We start from the raw sequence: 13,198 nt of genomic DNA on the forward strand, positions 1-13,198 counted from the left end.
GGCAAGCGCGGCTCCCACAAGTACAGCGCAGGCCTGGAAGCCGGTGATAATCCCCTGGGAGCGGGCTTCAGTCCCGCTCCAGCACCCACTGCTGAGTACCGGCCGCCAATTGCGGAATTTCATCTGCCTGAGCAGTGTTCACCGCCTGGTAGATCGCCATCTTGTCGCCATCACGCTTGAAGATGAACGGCGCGCCACGCTGGTTACGCTCCAGCCACAGGCTGTCGTTGTTGCCACCCATGCTGGCGCAGTCGCCGGCCAGGCACAGGGCGAAACGGTCCGGGCCTGGCAGGCCGGTGACGTTGCCGGTATCGCTGAAGCGCACGGTTCCGCCCTTACCCTGGCCCTCGATGATCTTCCAGTCGCCACCGAGATAAGCCTGGTACAGCGCCTTCTCGAAGCTGCCGCCCAATGGAGCATTGCCCGGCTGCTTGGCGCGCACGAAGGTCTGCTCGGCACCGCTCTGGGTGGTGGCTTTCAGCTCATCGCCATCAAGTGCGAGCTGTTCGGTCTGGCCACCCGCGAAACTGGCCTGCCATTGTTTCTGGTTGGCGCTCAGCTGGCCGTCGGCAGCCTCGAAACCATTGCTGAAGCTGGCCTGCTGGTTGGCGACATCGAGCTTCCACTCGAACACCGGGCCATGCTCGTTCAGGGCCTGGCGCAGGCTGCCGCCTTTGCTGGCGGCTTTGATGGCGGCCTGGTTGATCCAGGTGCCGTTGAAATCTTCGGGTTTGTGGCTGGCGCAGCCGCCCAGAAGCAGGGCTGCCAGCGCGAGGGGCAGTGCTTGACGCATGACGGGATAACCTTGCAAAGAAGGGTGACGGGCAGGGCGCCCGTCACCAGGGGCATCATTCGATGACCAGGATGGCGTCCATTTCGACCTGGGAGCCTTTCGGCAGTGCAGCAACGCCGATGGCAGCGCGGGCTGGGTATGGCTGCTCGAAGTAGCGGCCCATCACCTCGTTGACCTTGGCGAAGTGGCTCAGGTCGGTGAGGAAGATGTTCAGCTTGACGATATCCTTGAACGAACCGCCAGCCGCTTCAGCCACGGCCTTGAGGTTCTCGAACACCTGTACGGTCTGGGCTTCGAAGCCTTCGACCAGTTCCATGGTCTTCGGGTCCAGCGGGATCTGGCCCGACATGTAGACGGTGTTGCCGGCCTTGATCGCCTGGGAGTAGGTGCCGATAGCGGCAGGGGCCTTGTCGCTGTTGATTACGGTCTTGCTCATGATGACTCCTTGCGGTTGGCGGACTACGTACGCATGCGGGTGATGCGGACCACGCCGGTCAAGGTACGCAGCTTCTTGATCACACGCGCCAGGTGCACACGGTCGTGCACGCTGACCACCAGTTGGACCACGCTGATACGGCCGTCGCGTTCGTCCATGCTGATCTTCTCGATGTTGCCGTCGGCAGCGTTGACGCTGCTGGCCAGCAAGGCGATGAGGCCGCGCTGGTGTTCAAGCTCGACACGCAGCTCGACGTTGAATTCACCAGCGATGTCCTTGGCCCACGAGAGTTGTACGCATTTCTCTGGGTTGTGGCGGATTTCGCTGATGTTGCGGCAGTTTTCCAGGTGCACGACCATGCCCTTGCCCGCCGACAGGTGGCCGACGATCGGGTCGCCCGGGATTGGTGTGCAGCACTTGGCGTAGCTCAGTACCAGGCCTTCGGTGCCGCGGATCGCCAGCGGGCCTTCCGGCGCCGGCAGTTGTTCGCCTTCGGCCGACAGCAGGCGGCGGGCGACCACGTAGGCCATGCGGTTGCCCAGCCCGATGTCTTCGAGCAGGTCTTCGATCAGCTCCAGGCGGTACTCGGCGAGAATCGCCTGGATACGCTCTTGAGGGATCTTCTCGAGGCTACTGTCGAAGCCGGTCAGCACCTTGTTCAGCAGGCGTTCGCCGAGGCTGATCGACTCGGAGCGACGCTGCTGCTTGAGGGCGTGGCGAATGTGCGTGCGCGCTTTGCCGGTGACCACGAAATTGAGCCAGGCCGGGTTTGGCCGTGCGCCCGGGGCGCTGACGATTTCCACCGTCGAGCCGCTTTGCAGTGGTTCGGACAGCGGTGCCAGGCGGCGGTTGATCCGGCAGGCGATGCAGCTGTTGCCGACGTCGGTGTGCACCGCATAGGCGAAGTCGACGGCGGTGGAGCCTTTGGGCAGCTCCATGATCCGGCCTTTGGGCGTGAACACGTAGACCTCGTCCGGGAACAGGTCGATCTTCACGCTCTCGATGAACTCCAGCGAGTTGCCAGCACGCTGCTGCAGCTCGAGGATACCCTTGACCCACTGGCGCGCCCGGGCATGGCTGCCCTTGGGCTGCTCGTCCTCGTTGGACTTGTACAGCCAGTGCGCGGCGATGCCGTTGTTGGCCATCTCTTCCATCTCGCGGGTGCGGATCTGGATCTCGATGGGCACGCCGTGCATGCCGAACAGCGTGGTGTGCAACGACTGGTAGCCGTTGGCCTTGGGGATAGCGATGTAATCCTTGAAGCGACCGGGCAGCGGCTTGTACAGGTTGTGCACGGCGCCGAGCACGCGGTAGCAGGTGTCGACCTTGTCGACGATGATGCGGAAGGCGTACACGTCCATGATCTCGTTGAAGGCGCGGCGCTTGCCACGCATCTTCTTGTAGATGCCATAGAGGTGTTTCTGCCGGCCGCTGACCTCGCCCTCGATGCCGTCGGCGGCCAGGCAGTTGGCCAGCGAGTGTTCGATCTTGGCGACGATCTCTTTGCGGTTGCCGCGTGCGCTCTTGACGGCCCGGTGGATCAGCGACGAACGCATCGGGTGCATGGCCTTGAAACCGAGGTCCTCGAATTCCACGCGCACGGTGTGCATGCCAAGGCGGTTGGCGATGGGGGCGTAGATCTCGAGGGTTTCCTTGGCGATGCGCCGGCGTTTTTCGCCAGACAGCACTTCAAGGGTACGCATGTTGTGCAGGCGGTCGGCCAGCTTGACCAGGATCACGCGGATATCGCGGGCCATGGCCATGGCCATCTTCTGGAAGTTTTCGGCCTGCGCCTCGGCCTTGGTCTCGAAGTTCATCTGGGTCAGCTTGCTGACCCCGTCGACCAGTTCGGCCACGGTCTCGCCAAACTGCTGGCAGAGGGCTTCCTTGGCGATGCCGGTGTCTTCGATCACGTCGTGCAGCATGGCCGCCATCAGGCTCTGATGGTCCATGTGCATGTCGGCGAGGATGCTGGCCACGGCCAGCGGATGGGTCACGTAGGGCTCGCCGCTGCGGCGGCGCTGCCCATCGTGTGCCTGCTCGGCATAGAAATAGGCGCGCCGAACCAGGTTGACCTGTTCAGGGCCCAGATAGGTCGACAGCCGTTCGGCTAAGGCTTCTATGCCCGGCATGGGGTTACCTCCTGCCGAGGATAAGGGCCTTGCGCCGTGCGACGTCGACCAGGCATCAATCAGACAGCCTCGTTGGACTCGTCCTCGAACGCGGCGAAGACCGGATCCTCGGTGACGATCTCTTCAGCGGCGATGAATTCGTTGGTGACGATGCCTTCGGCGATTTCACGCAGGGCAACGACGGTTGGTTTGTCGTTTTCCCATGCAACGCGCGGCTCTTTGCCACCGGTGGCCAGCTGGCGGGCGCGCTTGGTCGAGAGCATGACCAGCTCAAAACGGTTATCCACGTGTTCCAGGCAGTCTTCAACAGTTACGCGGGCCATGGTCTTCCTCAGTAGCAAATGCGGTGGGCGTGCAGCCCAATATGGGCAGGCGGACTCGATAGTTTAAAAAATCACCAGCCAATAGGGAAGCGCTGTTTTGTCGGCTGCTTCGCCAGGCCTGCCCTGTGGGAGCGGCTTCAGCCGCGAAAGGGCCGCAGCAGACACCCTCGATGCATGCTCCTGACGATAACCTCAGAGCATCGCATCCCGCAACCGCGGCGTCAGCTCCTCGAACAAGGTCTGCACCGAACGCAGCGCCCGGCAATCGGGCCGGGTCAGCAGCCACAACTGGGTATCGCATCCGGGCAACGGCCCGCTCAACGCATCCACCCCCGGCAAGGCATCGACCATATAGTCCGGCAGTGCCGCCACGCCCAGCCCGGTGCTCACCAGTTGGGCGATGGTCGACATGCTGCTGCACTGATAACGCGGGCTCAACCCCGGGTACTGCTGGTTGCGCCAGACCACGGTGGGGTGGTCCTGCATCGAGTCGTCCGGGGCGATCCACGGCACGCTGCTGGCCGATTCGTTCAGGCGCTCGCGCCACTGCGGCTGACCGCAGATCACATAGGAGGTGGAGCCCAGGCAACGCCCCACCAGATGCTCCGGCGGGGTGTTGGTCAGGCGCAGGGCGATGTCGGCATCGCGCCGGCTGAGGTTGGCGAACGTATTGGACGTGCCCATCTCCAGCGACAGCGCTGGGTAGTTCGGCATGAACGCAGCCAAGGCCGGCAGCAGCAGGCTGTGCATCACGGCTTCGGTGCAGGTCACGCGCACGGTGCCGCTGACCACCTGCTCACCGCTGGTCATGGCGATGCGTGCGGCCTCCAGCGCCTGTTCGGCACGCTCGGCCTGTTCTGCCAAGGCCTGGGCCGTGTCGGTCGGCAGGTAGCCTTTGCGACTTTTAACGAATAGCGCTGTGCCCAGCGCCGACTCCAGCCGGCGAATCGAGCGGAATACGGTCGAGACGTCGACCTTGAGCAGTTCGGCGGCCTTGGCCAGTGAGCGCCCGCGTTCCAGTGCCAGGACCAGAGAAAGGTCGGCGTGGGTAATCTGATATTGCATTGGTGCACGCTCTGCTTGCCAAATTGCCAATGTCTGTTGCGTCAGGGCCATTTTATAGTGAAACGGCCCCCGGGAATCAATGCGCCCGGTCGGGTAACCAATCCCCACGATGGGAAAGTAAAAAGAACAACAGCTGCAACCATCGTCGCCCGTGAGGCGCCAGCCGTATCCCCACATCGCCGCAGCAAATCATAGGATGTAAGCCATGACGTCGGTCACCCCGTGCGCCAGTACTTCCAGCGAGATGAATGACTTCCTTCAGGCCCATCCGGATACGCAGTACGTCGATCTGCTGATTTCCGACATGAACGGCGTGGTACGCGGCAAGCGCATCGAGCGCGCCAGCCTGCACAAGGTCTACGAAAAAGGCATCAACCTGCCGGCCTCCCTCTTCGCCCTGGACATCAACGGCTCGACCGTGGAAAGCACCGGCCTGGGCCTCGATATCGGCGACGCCGACCGCATCTGCTACCCGATTGCCGGTACGCTGTCCGACGAGCCGTGGCAGAAGCGCCCGACCGCGCAACTGCTGATGACCATGCACGAGCTCGACGGTGAGCCGTTCTTCGCCGACCCGCGCGAAGTGCTGCGCCAAGTGGTGAGCAAGTTCGACGCCATGGGCCTGGATATCTGCGCCGCGTTCGAGCTGGAGTTCTACCTGATCGATCAGGACAACCTCAACGGCCGGCCGCAACCGCCGCGTTCGCCGATTTCCGGCAAGCGCCCGCAGTCGACCCAGGTGTACCTGATCGACGACCTCGACGAATACGCCGACTGCCTGCAGGACATGCTCGAAGCGGCCAAGGAGCAAGGCCTGCCAGCCGATGCCATCGTCAAGGAAAGCGCCCCGGCGCAGTTCGAAGTCAACCTGCACCACGTTGCCGACCCGATGAAGGCCTGCGACTACGCGATCCTGCTCAAGCGCCTGATCAAGAACGTCGCCTACGACCATGAAATGGACACCACGTTCATGGCCAAGCCCTATCCGGGCCAGGCGGGTAACGGCCTGCACGTGCACATTTCGCTGCTGGACAAGAAAACCGGCAAGAACATCTTTGCCCATGAAGACCCGCTGCAAAGCGACGCCCTGCGCCACGCCATCGGCGGTGTGCTGGAGACCATGCCGGCGTCGATGGCCTTCCTGTGCCCGAACATCAACTCCTACCGCCGCTTCGGTGCGCAGTTCTATGTGCCGAACGCGCCGAGCTGGGGCCTGGACAACCGCACCGTAGCCGTGCGCGTACCGACCGACAGCAGCGACAACGTGCGTATCGAGCACCGCGTGGCCGGTGCCGATGCCAACCCGTACCTGATGCTGGCGGCCATCCTGGCCGGTATTCACCACGGCCTGACCAGCAAGATCGAGCCGGGTGCACCGATCGAAGGCAACTCGTACGAGCAGCTGGAGCAAAGCTTGCCGAACAACCTGCGCGACGCCCTGCGTGCGCTGGATGACAGCGAAGTCCTCAACCAATACATCAGCCCGGACTACATCGATATCTTCGTGGCCTGCAAGGAAAGTGAGCTGGCCGAATTCGAAGTTTCGATTTCCGACCTCGAGTACAACTGGTACCTGCACACGGTGTAAGCCCATGAGCGCAATTGCGGTCCCCTTGATCGGTATCAGCGCCTGCCGCCAGCAGGTGGGGAAGAACTCGTCGCACACGGTGGGCGACAAGTATGTGGAGGCCGCCGGTTTCGCCGGATTGCCACTGATTCTGCCGGCCCGCGACGGCGGCAGCGACACGCAGGCGCTGCTGGCCCAGCTTGACGGCATTGTTTTTACCGGCTCGCCTTCAAATATCGAGCCGCATCATTACAATGGCGCCGCCAGCGCCGAAGGGACCCGGCACGACCTTGCCCGCGACCGGCTGACCCTGCCGCTGCTGCAGGCGGCGATTGCCGCCGGTGTGCCGGTGTTCTGCATCTGCCGAGGTTTCCAGGAACTGAACGTGGCCCTGGGCGGCAGCCTGCACCAGCGTGTGCAGGAACTGCCCGGCTACATGGATCATCGTGAACCCGAGGATGCACCCCTTGAGGTGCAATATGGCCCTCGCCATCCCGTCAGCGTTGCGCCTGGCGGGTTGTTCGAGCGCCTGGGCCTGGCTGCGCAGTTTGAGGTCAACTCGCTGCACAGCCAGGGCATCGACCGCCTGGCCCCAGGCCTGCGGGTCGAGGCACGGGCCCCTGATGGCCTGATCGAAGCGGTGTCGATGCCTGACGCGCCGGGCTTTGTGCTTGGTGTGCAGTGGCACCCGGAATGGCGTTTCGCCGACAACCCGGTCTCCCGGAGCCTTTTCCAGGCATTCCGCGAGGCCTGCATTGCCCATGCTGCACGGGAGGCCTGACCGCAAGTCAGCCAAAAGTACGGGATGACTCACCCCGGCAGCGCGCTTTCAATGAGTGGAAGCAGGCCCTGGGGACAGGGCCTGTGAAAACAATTCCAATAGTTACGGCAAAAACTCATGAGCAATTACACAGAAGCCGGCCGCCCACCCGACGTGGCCGACTCGGGCAGCACTCAGCGCAGCAAAGGCCTGGCCAAGGGCCGTCTTGGCCTGCTGGCCAGCGTGGTGCTGGGCATTTCCACCATTGCCCCGGTCTACACCCTGACCGGTGCCCTTGGCCCGACCGTACGTGAGGTCGGTGCTCATCTTCCCGCCGTGTTCATCGTCGGCTTCCTGCCGATGTTGCTGGTTGCCCTGGGCTACCGCGAGCTGAATTCGGCCGAGCCGGACAGCGGCACTTCGTTTACCTGGTCGGCCCGTGCCTTCGGCCCGATGATCGGCTGGATCGGCGGCTGGGGGCTGGTGGTTGCCACCACCATCGTGCTGTCCAACCTGGCGGGCGTTGCCGTCGACTTCTTCTATCTGTTCCTCAGTCAGATCACCGGCCAGCATGAGCTGGCGGCGCTGGCCGACAACCTGTTGATCAACATCACCACCTGTTGCGTGTTCATCGCCATGGCGGTGTGGATCTGCTGCCGTGGCATGGCTACCACCATGACCGTGCAGTACGGGCTGGTGGCGCTGCAGCTGTTGGTACTGCTTGGCTTTGCCTTCGCGGCCTTTGGCAGCACCACCGCTCCACCGCCACTGGAGTTCGATTTCGCCTGGTTCAACCCGTTCGGTGTCGAGTCGTTCTCGGCCTTTGCTGCGGGGCTTTCGCTATCGATCTTCATCTTCTGGGGCTGGGACGTTTGCCTGACCGTCAGTGAAGAGTCGATCGGCAGTGACGAGGTGCCGGGCAAGGCGGCCACCTGGACCGTGCTGCTGATCCTTGGCCTGTACCTGGTCACTGCCATCGCCACCCTGCAGTTCGCCGGCATCAGCGAGCAAGGCCTGGGGCTGAACAACCCGCGCATCCAGGAAAACGTGTTCGCCCACCTGGCCGGTCCGGTGATGGGGCCGTTGGCGATCCTGATGTCGATCGCCGTGCTGGCGAGCACAGCAGCGTCGCTGCAGTCGACCTTCGTGTCGCCGGCGCGCACACTGTTGGCCATGGGTTACTACGGCGCGGTGCCGCAGAAATTCGCCAGCGTCTGCCCACGTTCGCAGACCCCGCGTTACGCGACCATCTGCGCCGGTGTGGCGGCGGGCCTGTTCTACGTGACCATGCGTACCCTCAGCGAGAACGTGCTGGCTGACACCATCACGGCGCTGGGCATGATGATCTGCTTCTACTATTCGCTGACGGCGTTCGCCTGTGTCTGGTACTTCCGCGACAGCCTGTTCGGCAGCCTGCGCCACTTCTTCATGCGTGGCCTGTGCCCGCTGGTGGGTGGGGTGATCCTGTCGGTGATCTTTGTGCGCACAGCCATCGACAGTGCCTCGCCGGACTTCGGCAGTGGCTCGCATGTGGCGGGGCTGGGGTTGGTGTTCGTGATTGCGGCGATCATTTCGGCACTGGGGATCGTGCTGATGATGATTTCGCGGATGCGTGCGCCGGCTTACTTCCTGGGGGCGACCCTGCGTCAGCAGGCCACCCTGCCACTGCAGGAGTAATGCAAAGGGGCCGCAAAGCGGCCCCGTTCGGTCTGTCAGGCGAGCAGTTCTTGCAGCAACCCGCTGTAGCGCTGCTGCTGCTTCTTCAGCCGCAAGCGGTTGGCCACGAACACCGCCTTCAATTCTTCCAGCGCCACGTCGAAGTCGTCGTTGATGATGACGTACTCGTACTCGTCGTAGTGCTCCATCTCGCTGACGGCTTCCTTCATGCGCCCGGCGATGATCGCTTCGCTGTCCTGGCCACGGCCATCCAGACGCTCGCGCAGGGCCTGCTGGCTCGGCGGCAAGATGAACACCGAGCGTGCCTCGGGCATCAACTTGCGCACCTGCTGGGCGCCTTGCCAGTCGATTTCCAGGATCAGGTCATTGCCCCGGTCCAGCACCTCTTGCAGCGTGCTGCGCGAAGTCCCGTAGAAATTGCCGAACACTTCGGCGTGCTCGAGGAAGTCACCCTTGGTGATCAGCCCCTTGAAGTCGTCATGGCTGACGAAGTGGTAGTTCACGCCGTGCTCTTCACCCGGGCGCATGGCGCGGGTGGTGTGCGAGACCGAGACGCTGACGCGTGGGTCGGCCTTGATCAGGGCGGTGACCAGGCTGGTCTTGCCAGCGCCGGACGGGGCCGAAACGATGTAGAGGGTGCCGCTGCTTTGATTCATGGTCGGGGTGGCCTTACTCGATGTTCTGTACTTGTTCACGCATCTGTTCGATCAACACCTTGAGGTTGACCGCCGCTTGCGTGCTGCGTGGGTCGAAGGCCTTGGAGCCCAAGGTGTTGGCTTCGCGGTTGAGTTCCTGCATCAGGAAGTCCAGGCGCCGGCCGGCGGCACCGCCGGACTTGAGCACTCGGCGCACTTCGTTGACGTGGGTGCTGAGGCGGTCGAGTTCCTCGGCGACGTCGCTCTTCTGCGCCAACAGTACCATCTCCTGCTCCAGGCGCTGCGGGTCGAGCTCGGCCTTCAGGTCACCGAAACGGTCGATGATTTTCTGCCGTTGGGTGGCGAGCATCTGCGGCACCAGGGCGCGCAGGGTGGTGACCTCGGTGGTCATGTTGTCCAGGCGCTCGTTGATCAGCCGGGCCAGCTCCTGGCCTTCGCGCAGGCGCCCGGCCTTGAGTTCGGCCAGGGCTTCGTCGAACAGCGCCACGGCTTCGGCGTTCAGGGCCTGGGGGTCAGTGGCGTCGGCCACCAGCACGCCGGGCCAGGACAGCACTTCCAGCGGGTTGAGCGCCGCCGGCTGCTTGATCAGCCCGGCCACCTCTTCGGCAGCGGCGACCAGCTGCGCGGCGCGCTCGCGGTCGACCTTGAGCGGCTTGCCATTGCTGTCTTCGTGCAGGCGCAGGGTGCATTCGACCTTGCCGCGTGAGAGGCCCTGGCGCAGGCCCTCACGTACCGCGCCTTCAAGGTCGCGCAGGGCGTCTGGCAGGCGCAGGTGAGGTTCAAGGTAACGGTGGTTGACCGAGCGCAGTTCCCAGACCAGGGTGCCTTGGCTGCCTGCGCGTTCGACACGAGCAAAAGCGGTCATGCTGTGCACCATGGGAAGTACCTCGCGTTAATGAATTGAAGGCGCGCGATTGTAGCGCAGTGCGCACGTGGCGCCCAATCCGCCCATGTTACAGAGCACGTGCCCGCGAGTGGGAAAAGGCGACAGGCTGCCGGGAGCGCGACAATAGGCATGTCCTCCGTGGGCGACGGGCTCTATAATGGCGGGCAGATTCAAAGTCCCAGTACAGGTATCCCAGATGAAACGTCCAAGTGGTCGCGCCGCCGATCAGCTCCGCTCGATCCGCATCACCCGCAACTACACCAAGCACGCCGAAGGGTCGGTACTGGTCGAGTTCGGTGACACCAAGGTCATCTGCACGGTCAGCGTCGAAAACGGCGTACCGCGCTTCCTCAAAGGCCAGGGCCAAGGCTGGCTGACTGCCGAGTACGGCATGCTGCCGCGTTCCACCGGCGAGCGTAACCAGCGCGAAGCCAGCCGTGGCAAGCAAGGTGGCCGCACCCTGGAAATCCAGCGTCTGATCGGCCGTTCGCTGCGCGCCGCACTGGACATGAGCAAACTCGGTGACATCACCCTGTACATCGACTGCGACGTGATCCAGGCCGATGGCGGTACCCGCACCGCATCGATCACTGGCGCCATGGTCGCCCTGTGCGATGCCCTGGCGGTGATCAAGAAGCGCGGCGGCCTGAAGGCCGGCAACCCGCTCAAGCACATGATCGCTGCCGTATCGGTGGGCATGTACCAGGGCGAAGCGGTACTCGACCTGGACTACCTGGAAGACTCCGCAGCAGAAACCGACCTCAACGTGGTCATGACCAGCGCCGGTGGTTTCATCGAAGTGCAGGGCACCGCCGAAGGCGCACCGTTCCAGCCTGAAGACTTCAACGCCATGCTGGCGCTGGCGCAAAAGGGCATGAACGAAATTTTCGAACTGCAGCAGGCCGCACTGGCCGACTGATCCCGGCCAGGGAGGTGAGGGGCATGAACGATTCCGAACTGTCGGTCACCCCGCCCAATGCCGAAGTCCGGCAATGGGCGATGTTCTGTCACCTCTCCGCGCTGCTAGGCCTGGTGGTGCCCCTCGGGCACCTGCTGGGCCCGTTGGTGCTGTGGCACCTCAAGCGCGAGCAGGACCCCTTCATCGATGCCCAAGGCAAGGAAGCGCTGAACTTCCAGATCAACGTGACCATTGCCGGGTTCATCTGTAGCGCCCTGATGTTCGTGGTCATCGGCTTCGTGCTGTTCCCGGTGCTGATGCTGGCGGTACTGATCCTGATCATCCTGGCGGCGGTCAGGGCCAATGAAGGCAAGGCGTATCGCTACCCCTTCATCTGGCGACCGATCCAATAAAAAAGGGCCGCTTTCGCGGCCCTTTTTCTTAGATGGTCAACGTCCAGTCATAGTCGACAATCAGCGGCGCATGTTGCGAGAAGCGCGGCTGACGCGGCAGGCGGGCGTTGCGCACGAAGCGGCGCAGGCCCGGGGTAAGGATCTGGTAGTCGAACCGGTAGCCCAGGTTGAGCATCTCGGCCTGCTCGTTGTCCGGCCACCAGCTGTACTGGTCGCCTTCACGGCTGACTTCGCGCAAGGCATCGACATAGCCCATGTCGCCGGTGATCGCATCCATCCACGCCCGCTCTGGCGGCAGGAAGCCCGGCGACTGCTGGCTGTCACGCCAGTTCTTGATGTCGAGCTTCTGCTGCGCCACGTAGAACGAGCCGCAATAGATGTACTCACGACGCTTGCGACGCTGTTTGTCCAGGTACTTGGCGAAGTCGTCCATCAACTTGAACTTCTGGTTCAAGTCTTCGTCACCGTTCATACCCGAAGGCAGCAGCAGGCTGGCAATACTGACTTTGTCGAAATCTGCTTGCAGATAACGCCCGTAGCGATCGGCTGTCTCGAAACCCAGGCCGGTGATGACTGCCTTGGGCTGCATGCGCGAGTACAGTGCCACGCCACCTTGGGCGGGTACCTCCGCGTCGCAGGCATAAAGGAAATAGCCATCGAGCTGGAAAGCTGGGTCGTCGAGTTCAAAGGCCGAGGCGCGGGTATCCTGAAGGCAGATGACGTCGGCATTCTGGGCTTGCAGCCAGCTGAGCAATCCACGCTCGGCCGCAGCCTGAATGCCATTCACGTTCACACTGATGATCCGCATAAATGGCCCCAAAAATCTCGTGCGTGTATGATACCCGAGCTCAACCCATTTAGCTAAATCCGTGGTGTCCGGGACCTTACATGCAGCCGTATCAGCGCGACTTCATCCGTTTTGCCATCGATCGCGGCGTGCTGCGCTTCGGTGAATTCACCCTGAAATCGGGGCGTACCAGCCCGTATTTCTTCAATGCCGGCCTGTTCAACACCGGTTCCGCCCTTGCGCAACTGGGCCGTTGCTACGCGGCAGCCATCGTCGACAGCAAGATCCCGTTCGACGTGCTGTTCGGCCCGGCCTACAAGGGTATCCCCCTGGCGGCAACCACTGCCGTGGCCCTGGCCGATCAGCATCAGCTCGATGTGCCTTGGTGCTTCAACCGCAAGGAAGCCAAGGATCACGGCGAAGGCGGTAGCCTGGTGGGCGCGCCGCTGGCCGGTGATGTGCTGATCATCGACGACGTGATCACTGCCGGTACCGCGATTCGTGAAGTGATGCAGATCATCAATGCCCAGCAGGCCAAGGCCGCTGGCGTGCTGATCGCGCTGAACCGCGAAGAGCGTGGTAATGGCGAGCTGTCGGCGATCCAGGAAGTGGAGCGCGACTTTGGCATTCCGGTGGTCAGCATCGTTTCGCTGACCCAGGTGCTGGAGTTCCTGGCAGACGACCCGCAGCTCAAGCAGCATCTGCCGGCTGTCGAGGCTTACCGGGCGCAATACGGGATCTGATCCTGGCCTGGTAATGAAAAAGGCGACCCATCGGGTCGCCTTTTTCGTTTCTGCTGCCGGGC

At 63.0% G+C, this 13,198-nt stretch carries 14 protein-coding genes; 6 read left to right on the top strand and 8 right to left on the bottom strand.

Annotated features, from left to right (window positions below; translation table 11 throughout):
* Positions 1-67 precede the first annotated feature (67 nt).
* The 5 genes from F6X59_RS26385 to F6X59_RS26405 all read right to left on the bottom strand — a co-directional run bounded on the left by F6X59_RS26385 (position 68) and on the right by F6X59_RS26405 (position 4,749).
* On the bottom strand, positions 68-793 hold the full coding sequence (locus F6X59_RS26385) for a hypothetical protein (protein WP_152959029.1): 726 nt from the start codon (positions 791-793) through the stop codon (positions 68-70).
* Positions 794-848: 55 nt separating this feature from the next.
* Positions 849-1,229 carry a RidA family protein gene (locus tag F6X59_RS26390; RefSeq protein ID WP_003253379.1) on the bottom strand — a complete coding sequence of 127 codons (381 nt, stop codon included), beginning with the start codon at positions 1,227-1,229 and terminating at the stop codon, positions 849-851.
* A gap of 23 nt (positions 1,230-1,252) precedes the next feature.
* Entirely contained in the window at positions 1,253-3,361 is a 2,109-nt protein-coding gene (gene spoT, locus F6X59_RS26395) for a bifunctional GTP diphosphokinase/guanosine-3',5'-bis pyrophosphate 3'-pyrophosphohydrolase (protein WP_103448468.1), read from the bottom strand.
* A 59-nt stretch (positions 3,362-3,420) separates the two neighbouring features.
* A complete protein-coding gene (gene rpoZ, locus F6X59_RS26400) occupies positions 3,421-3,684 on the bottom strand; it encodes a DNA-directed RNA polymerase subunit omega (RefSeq protein ID WP_012312123.1) in 264 nt (87 codons plus the stop codon).
* Between the two features lie 192 nt (positions 3,685-3,876).
* Positions 3,877-4,749 carry a LysR family transcriptional regulator gene (locus F6X59_RS26405; RefSeq protein ID WP_060507695.1) on the bottom strand — a complete coding sequence of 291 codons (873 nt, stop codon included), beginning with the start codon at positions 4,747-4,749 and terminating at the stop codon, positions 3,877-3,879.
* Positions 4,750-4,954: 205 nt separating this feature from the next.
* Between F6X59_RS26405 and F6X59_RS26410 the strand changes: the two genes are divergently transcribed.
* The 3 genes from F6X59_RS26410 to F6X59_RS26420 all read left to right on the top strand — a co-directional run bounded on the left by F6X59_RS26410 (position 4,955) and on the right by F6X59_RS26420 (position 8,753).
* The gene (locus tag F6X59_RS26410) at positions 4,955-6,337 is read left to right on the top strand and encodes a glutamine synthetase family protein (protein ID WP_152959030.1); all 1,383 of its coding nucleotides are present in this window, start codon (positions 4,955-4,957) and stop codon (positions 6,335-6,337) included.
* 4 nt (positions 6,338-6,341) lie between these two features.
* The gene (locus F6X59_RS26415; protein ID WP_152959031.1) at positions 6,342-7,097 is read left to right on the top strand and encodes a gamma-glutamyl-gamma-aminobutyrate hydrolase family protein; all 756 of its coding nucleotides are present in this window, start codon (positions 6,342-6,344) and stop codon (positions 7,095-7,097) included.
* A 117-nt stretch (positions 7,098-7,214) separates the two neighbouring features.
* Positions 7,215-8,753: an APC family permease gene (locus F6X59_RS26420; protein WP_152959032.1), complete on the top strand. Its 1,539-nt coding sequence runs from the start codon at positions 7,215-7,217 to the stop codon at positions 8,751-8,753.
* 35 nt (positions 8,754-8,788) lie between these two features.
* Here the strand turns inward: F6X59_RS26420 and gmk are convergent, their stop codons facing one another.
* Positions 8,789-9,409, bottom strand: coding sequence for a guanylate kinase (gene gmk, locus F6X59_RS26425; protein ID WP_152959033.1), 621 nt, complete (start codon positions 9,407-9,409; stop codon positions 8,789-8,791).
* Positions 9,410-9,422: 13 nt separating this feature from the next.
* Positions 9,423-10,286: a YicC/YloC family endoribonuclease gene (locus tag F6X59_RS26430; RefSeq protein ID WP_152959034.1), complete on the bottom strand. Its 864-nt coding sequence runs from the start codon at positions 10,284-10,286 to the stop codon at positions 9,423-9,425.
* A 205-nt stretch (positions 10,287-10,491) separates the two neighbouring features.
* On the opposite strand from F6X59_RS26430, the gene rph reads away from it, so the two are divergent.
* On the top strand, positions 10,492-11,214 hold the full coding sequence (gene rph / locus F6X59_RS26435; RefSeq protein ID WP_085621521.1) for a ribonuclease PH: 723 nt from the start codon (positions 10,492-10,494) through the stop codon (positions 11,212-11,214).
* A 23-nt stretch (positions 11,215-11,237) separates the two neighbouring features.
* On the top strand, positions 11,238-11,606 hold the full coding sequence (locus F6X59_RS26440) for a DUF4870 domain-containing protein (protein WP_152959035.1): 369 nt from the start codon (positions 11,238-11,240) through the stop codon (positions 11,604-11,606).
* 28 nt (positions 11,607-11,634) lie between these two features.
* Here the strand turns inward: F6X59_RS26440 and F6X59_RS26445 are convergent, their stop codons facing one another.
* Complete coding sequence (locus F6X59_RS26445) at positions 11,635-12,414, bottom strand: exodeoxyribonuclease III (RefSeq protein ID WP_008091582.1); 780 nt, start codon at positions 12,412-12,414, stop codon at positions 11,635-11,637.
* Positions 12,415-12,494: 80 nt separating this feature from the next.
* On the opposite strand from F6X59_RS26445, the gene pyrE reads away from it, so the two are divergent.
* Entirely contained in the window at positions 12,495-13,136 is a 642-nt protein-coding gene (gene pyrE / locus F6X59_RS26450) for an orotate phosphoribosyltransferase (RefSeq protein WP_008091580.1), read from the top strand.
* The last annotated feature ends 62 nt before the right edge of the window (positions 13,137-13,198 follow it).

The organism is Pseudomonas sp. MN1F, assembly GCF_009391885.1.
GTDB lineage: Bacteria > Pseudomonadota > Gammaproteobacteria > Pseudomonadales > Pseudomonadaceae > Aquipseudomonas.

What these genes read in the sequence shown, in the direction of transcription:
- F6X59_RS26385 (WP_152959029.1), bottom strand. Translation starts at nt 793, where the DNA reads ATGCGTCAAGCACTGCCCCTCGCGCTGGCAGCCCTGCTTCTGGGCGGC.
- F6X59_RS26390 (WP_003253379.1), bottom strand. Translation starts at nt 1,229, where the DNA reads ATGAGCAAGACCGTAATCAACAGCGACAAGGCCCCTGCCGCTATCGGC.
- spoT (WP_103448468.1), bottom strand. Translation starts at nt 3,361, where the DNA reads ATGCCGGGCATAGAAGCCTTAGCCGAACGGCTGTCGACCTATCTGGGC.
- rpoZ (WP_012312123.1), bottom strand. Translation starts at nt 3,684, where the DNA reads ATGGCCCGCGTAACTGTTGAAGACTGCCTGGAACACGTGGATAACCGT.
- F6X59_RS26405 (WP_060507695.1), bottom strand. Translation starts at nt 4,749, where the DNA reads ATGCAATATCAGATTACCCACGCCGACCTTTCTCTGGTCCTGGCACTG.
- F6X59_RS26410 (WP_152959030.1), top strand. Translation starts at nt 4,955, where the DNA reads ATGACGTCGGTCACCCCGTGCGCCAGTACTTCCAGCGAGATGAATGAC.
- F6X59_RS26415 (WP_152959031.1), top strand. Translation starts at nt 6,342, where the DNA reads ATGAGCGCAATTGCGGTCCCCTTGATCGGTATCAGCGCCTGCCGCCAG.
- F6X59_RS26420 (WP_152959032.1), top strand. Translation starts at nt 7,215, where the DNA reads ATGAGCAATTACACAGAAGCCGGCCGCCCACCCGACGTGGCCGACTCG.
- gmk (WP_152959033.1), bottom strand. Translation starts at nt 9,409, where the DNA reads ATGAATCAAAGCAGCGGCACCCTCTACATCGTTTCGGCCCCGTCCGGC.
- F6X59_RS26430 (WP_152959034.1), bottom strand. Translation starts at nt 10,286, where the DNA reads ATGGTGCACAGCATGACCGCTTTTGCTCGTGTCGAACGCGCAGGCAGC.
- rph (WP_085621521.1), top strand. Translation starts at nt 10,492, where the DNA reads ATGAAACGTCCAAGTGGTCGCGCCGCCGATCAGCTCCGCTCGATCCGC.
- F6X59_RS26440 (WP_152959035.1), top strand. Translation starts at nt 11,238, where the DNA reads ATGAACGATTCCGAACTGTCGGTCACCCCGCCCAATGCCGAAGTCCGG.
- F6X59_RS26445 (WP_008091582.1), bottom strand. Translation starts at nt 12,414, where the DNA reads ATGCGGATCATCAGTGTGAACGTGAATGGCATTCAGGCTGCGGCCGAG.
- pyrE (WP_008091580.1), top strand. Translation starts at nt 12,495, where the DNA reads ATGCAGCCGTATCAGCGCGACTTCATCCGTTTTGCCATCGATCGCGGC.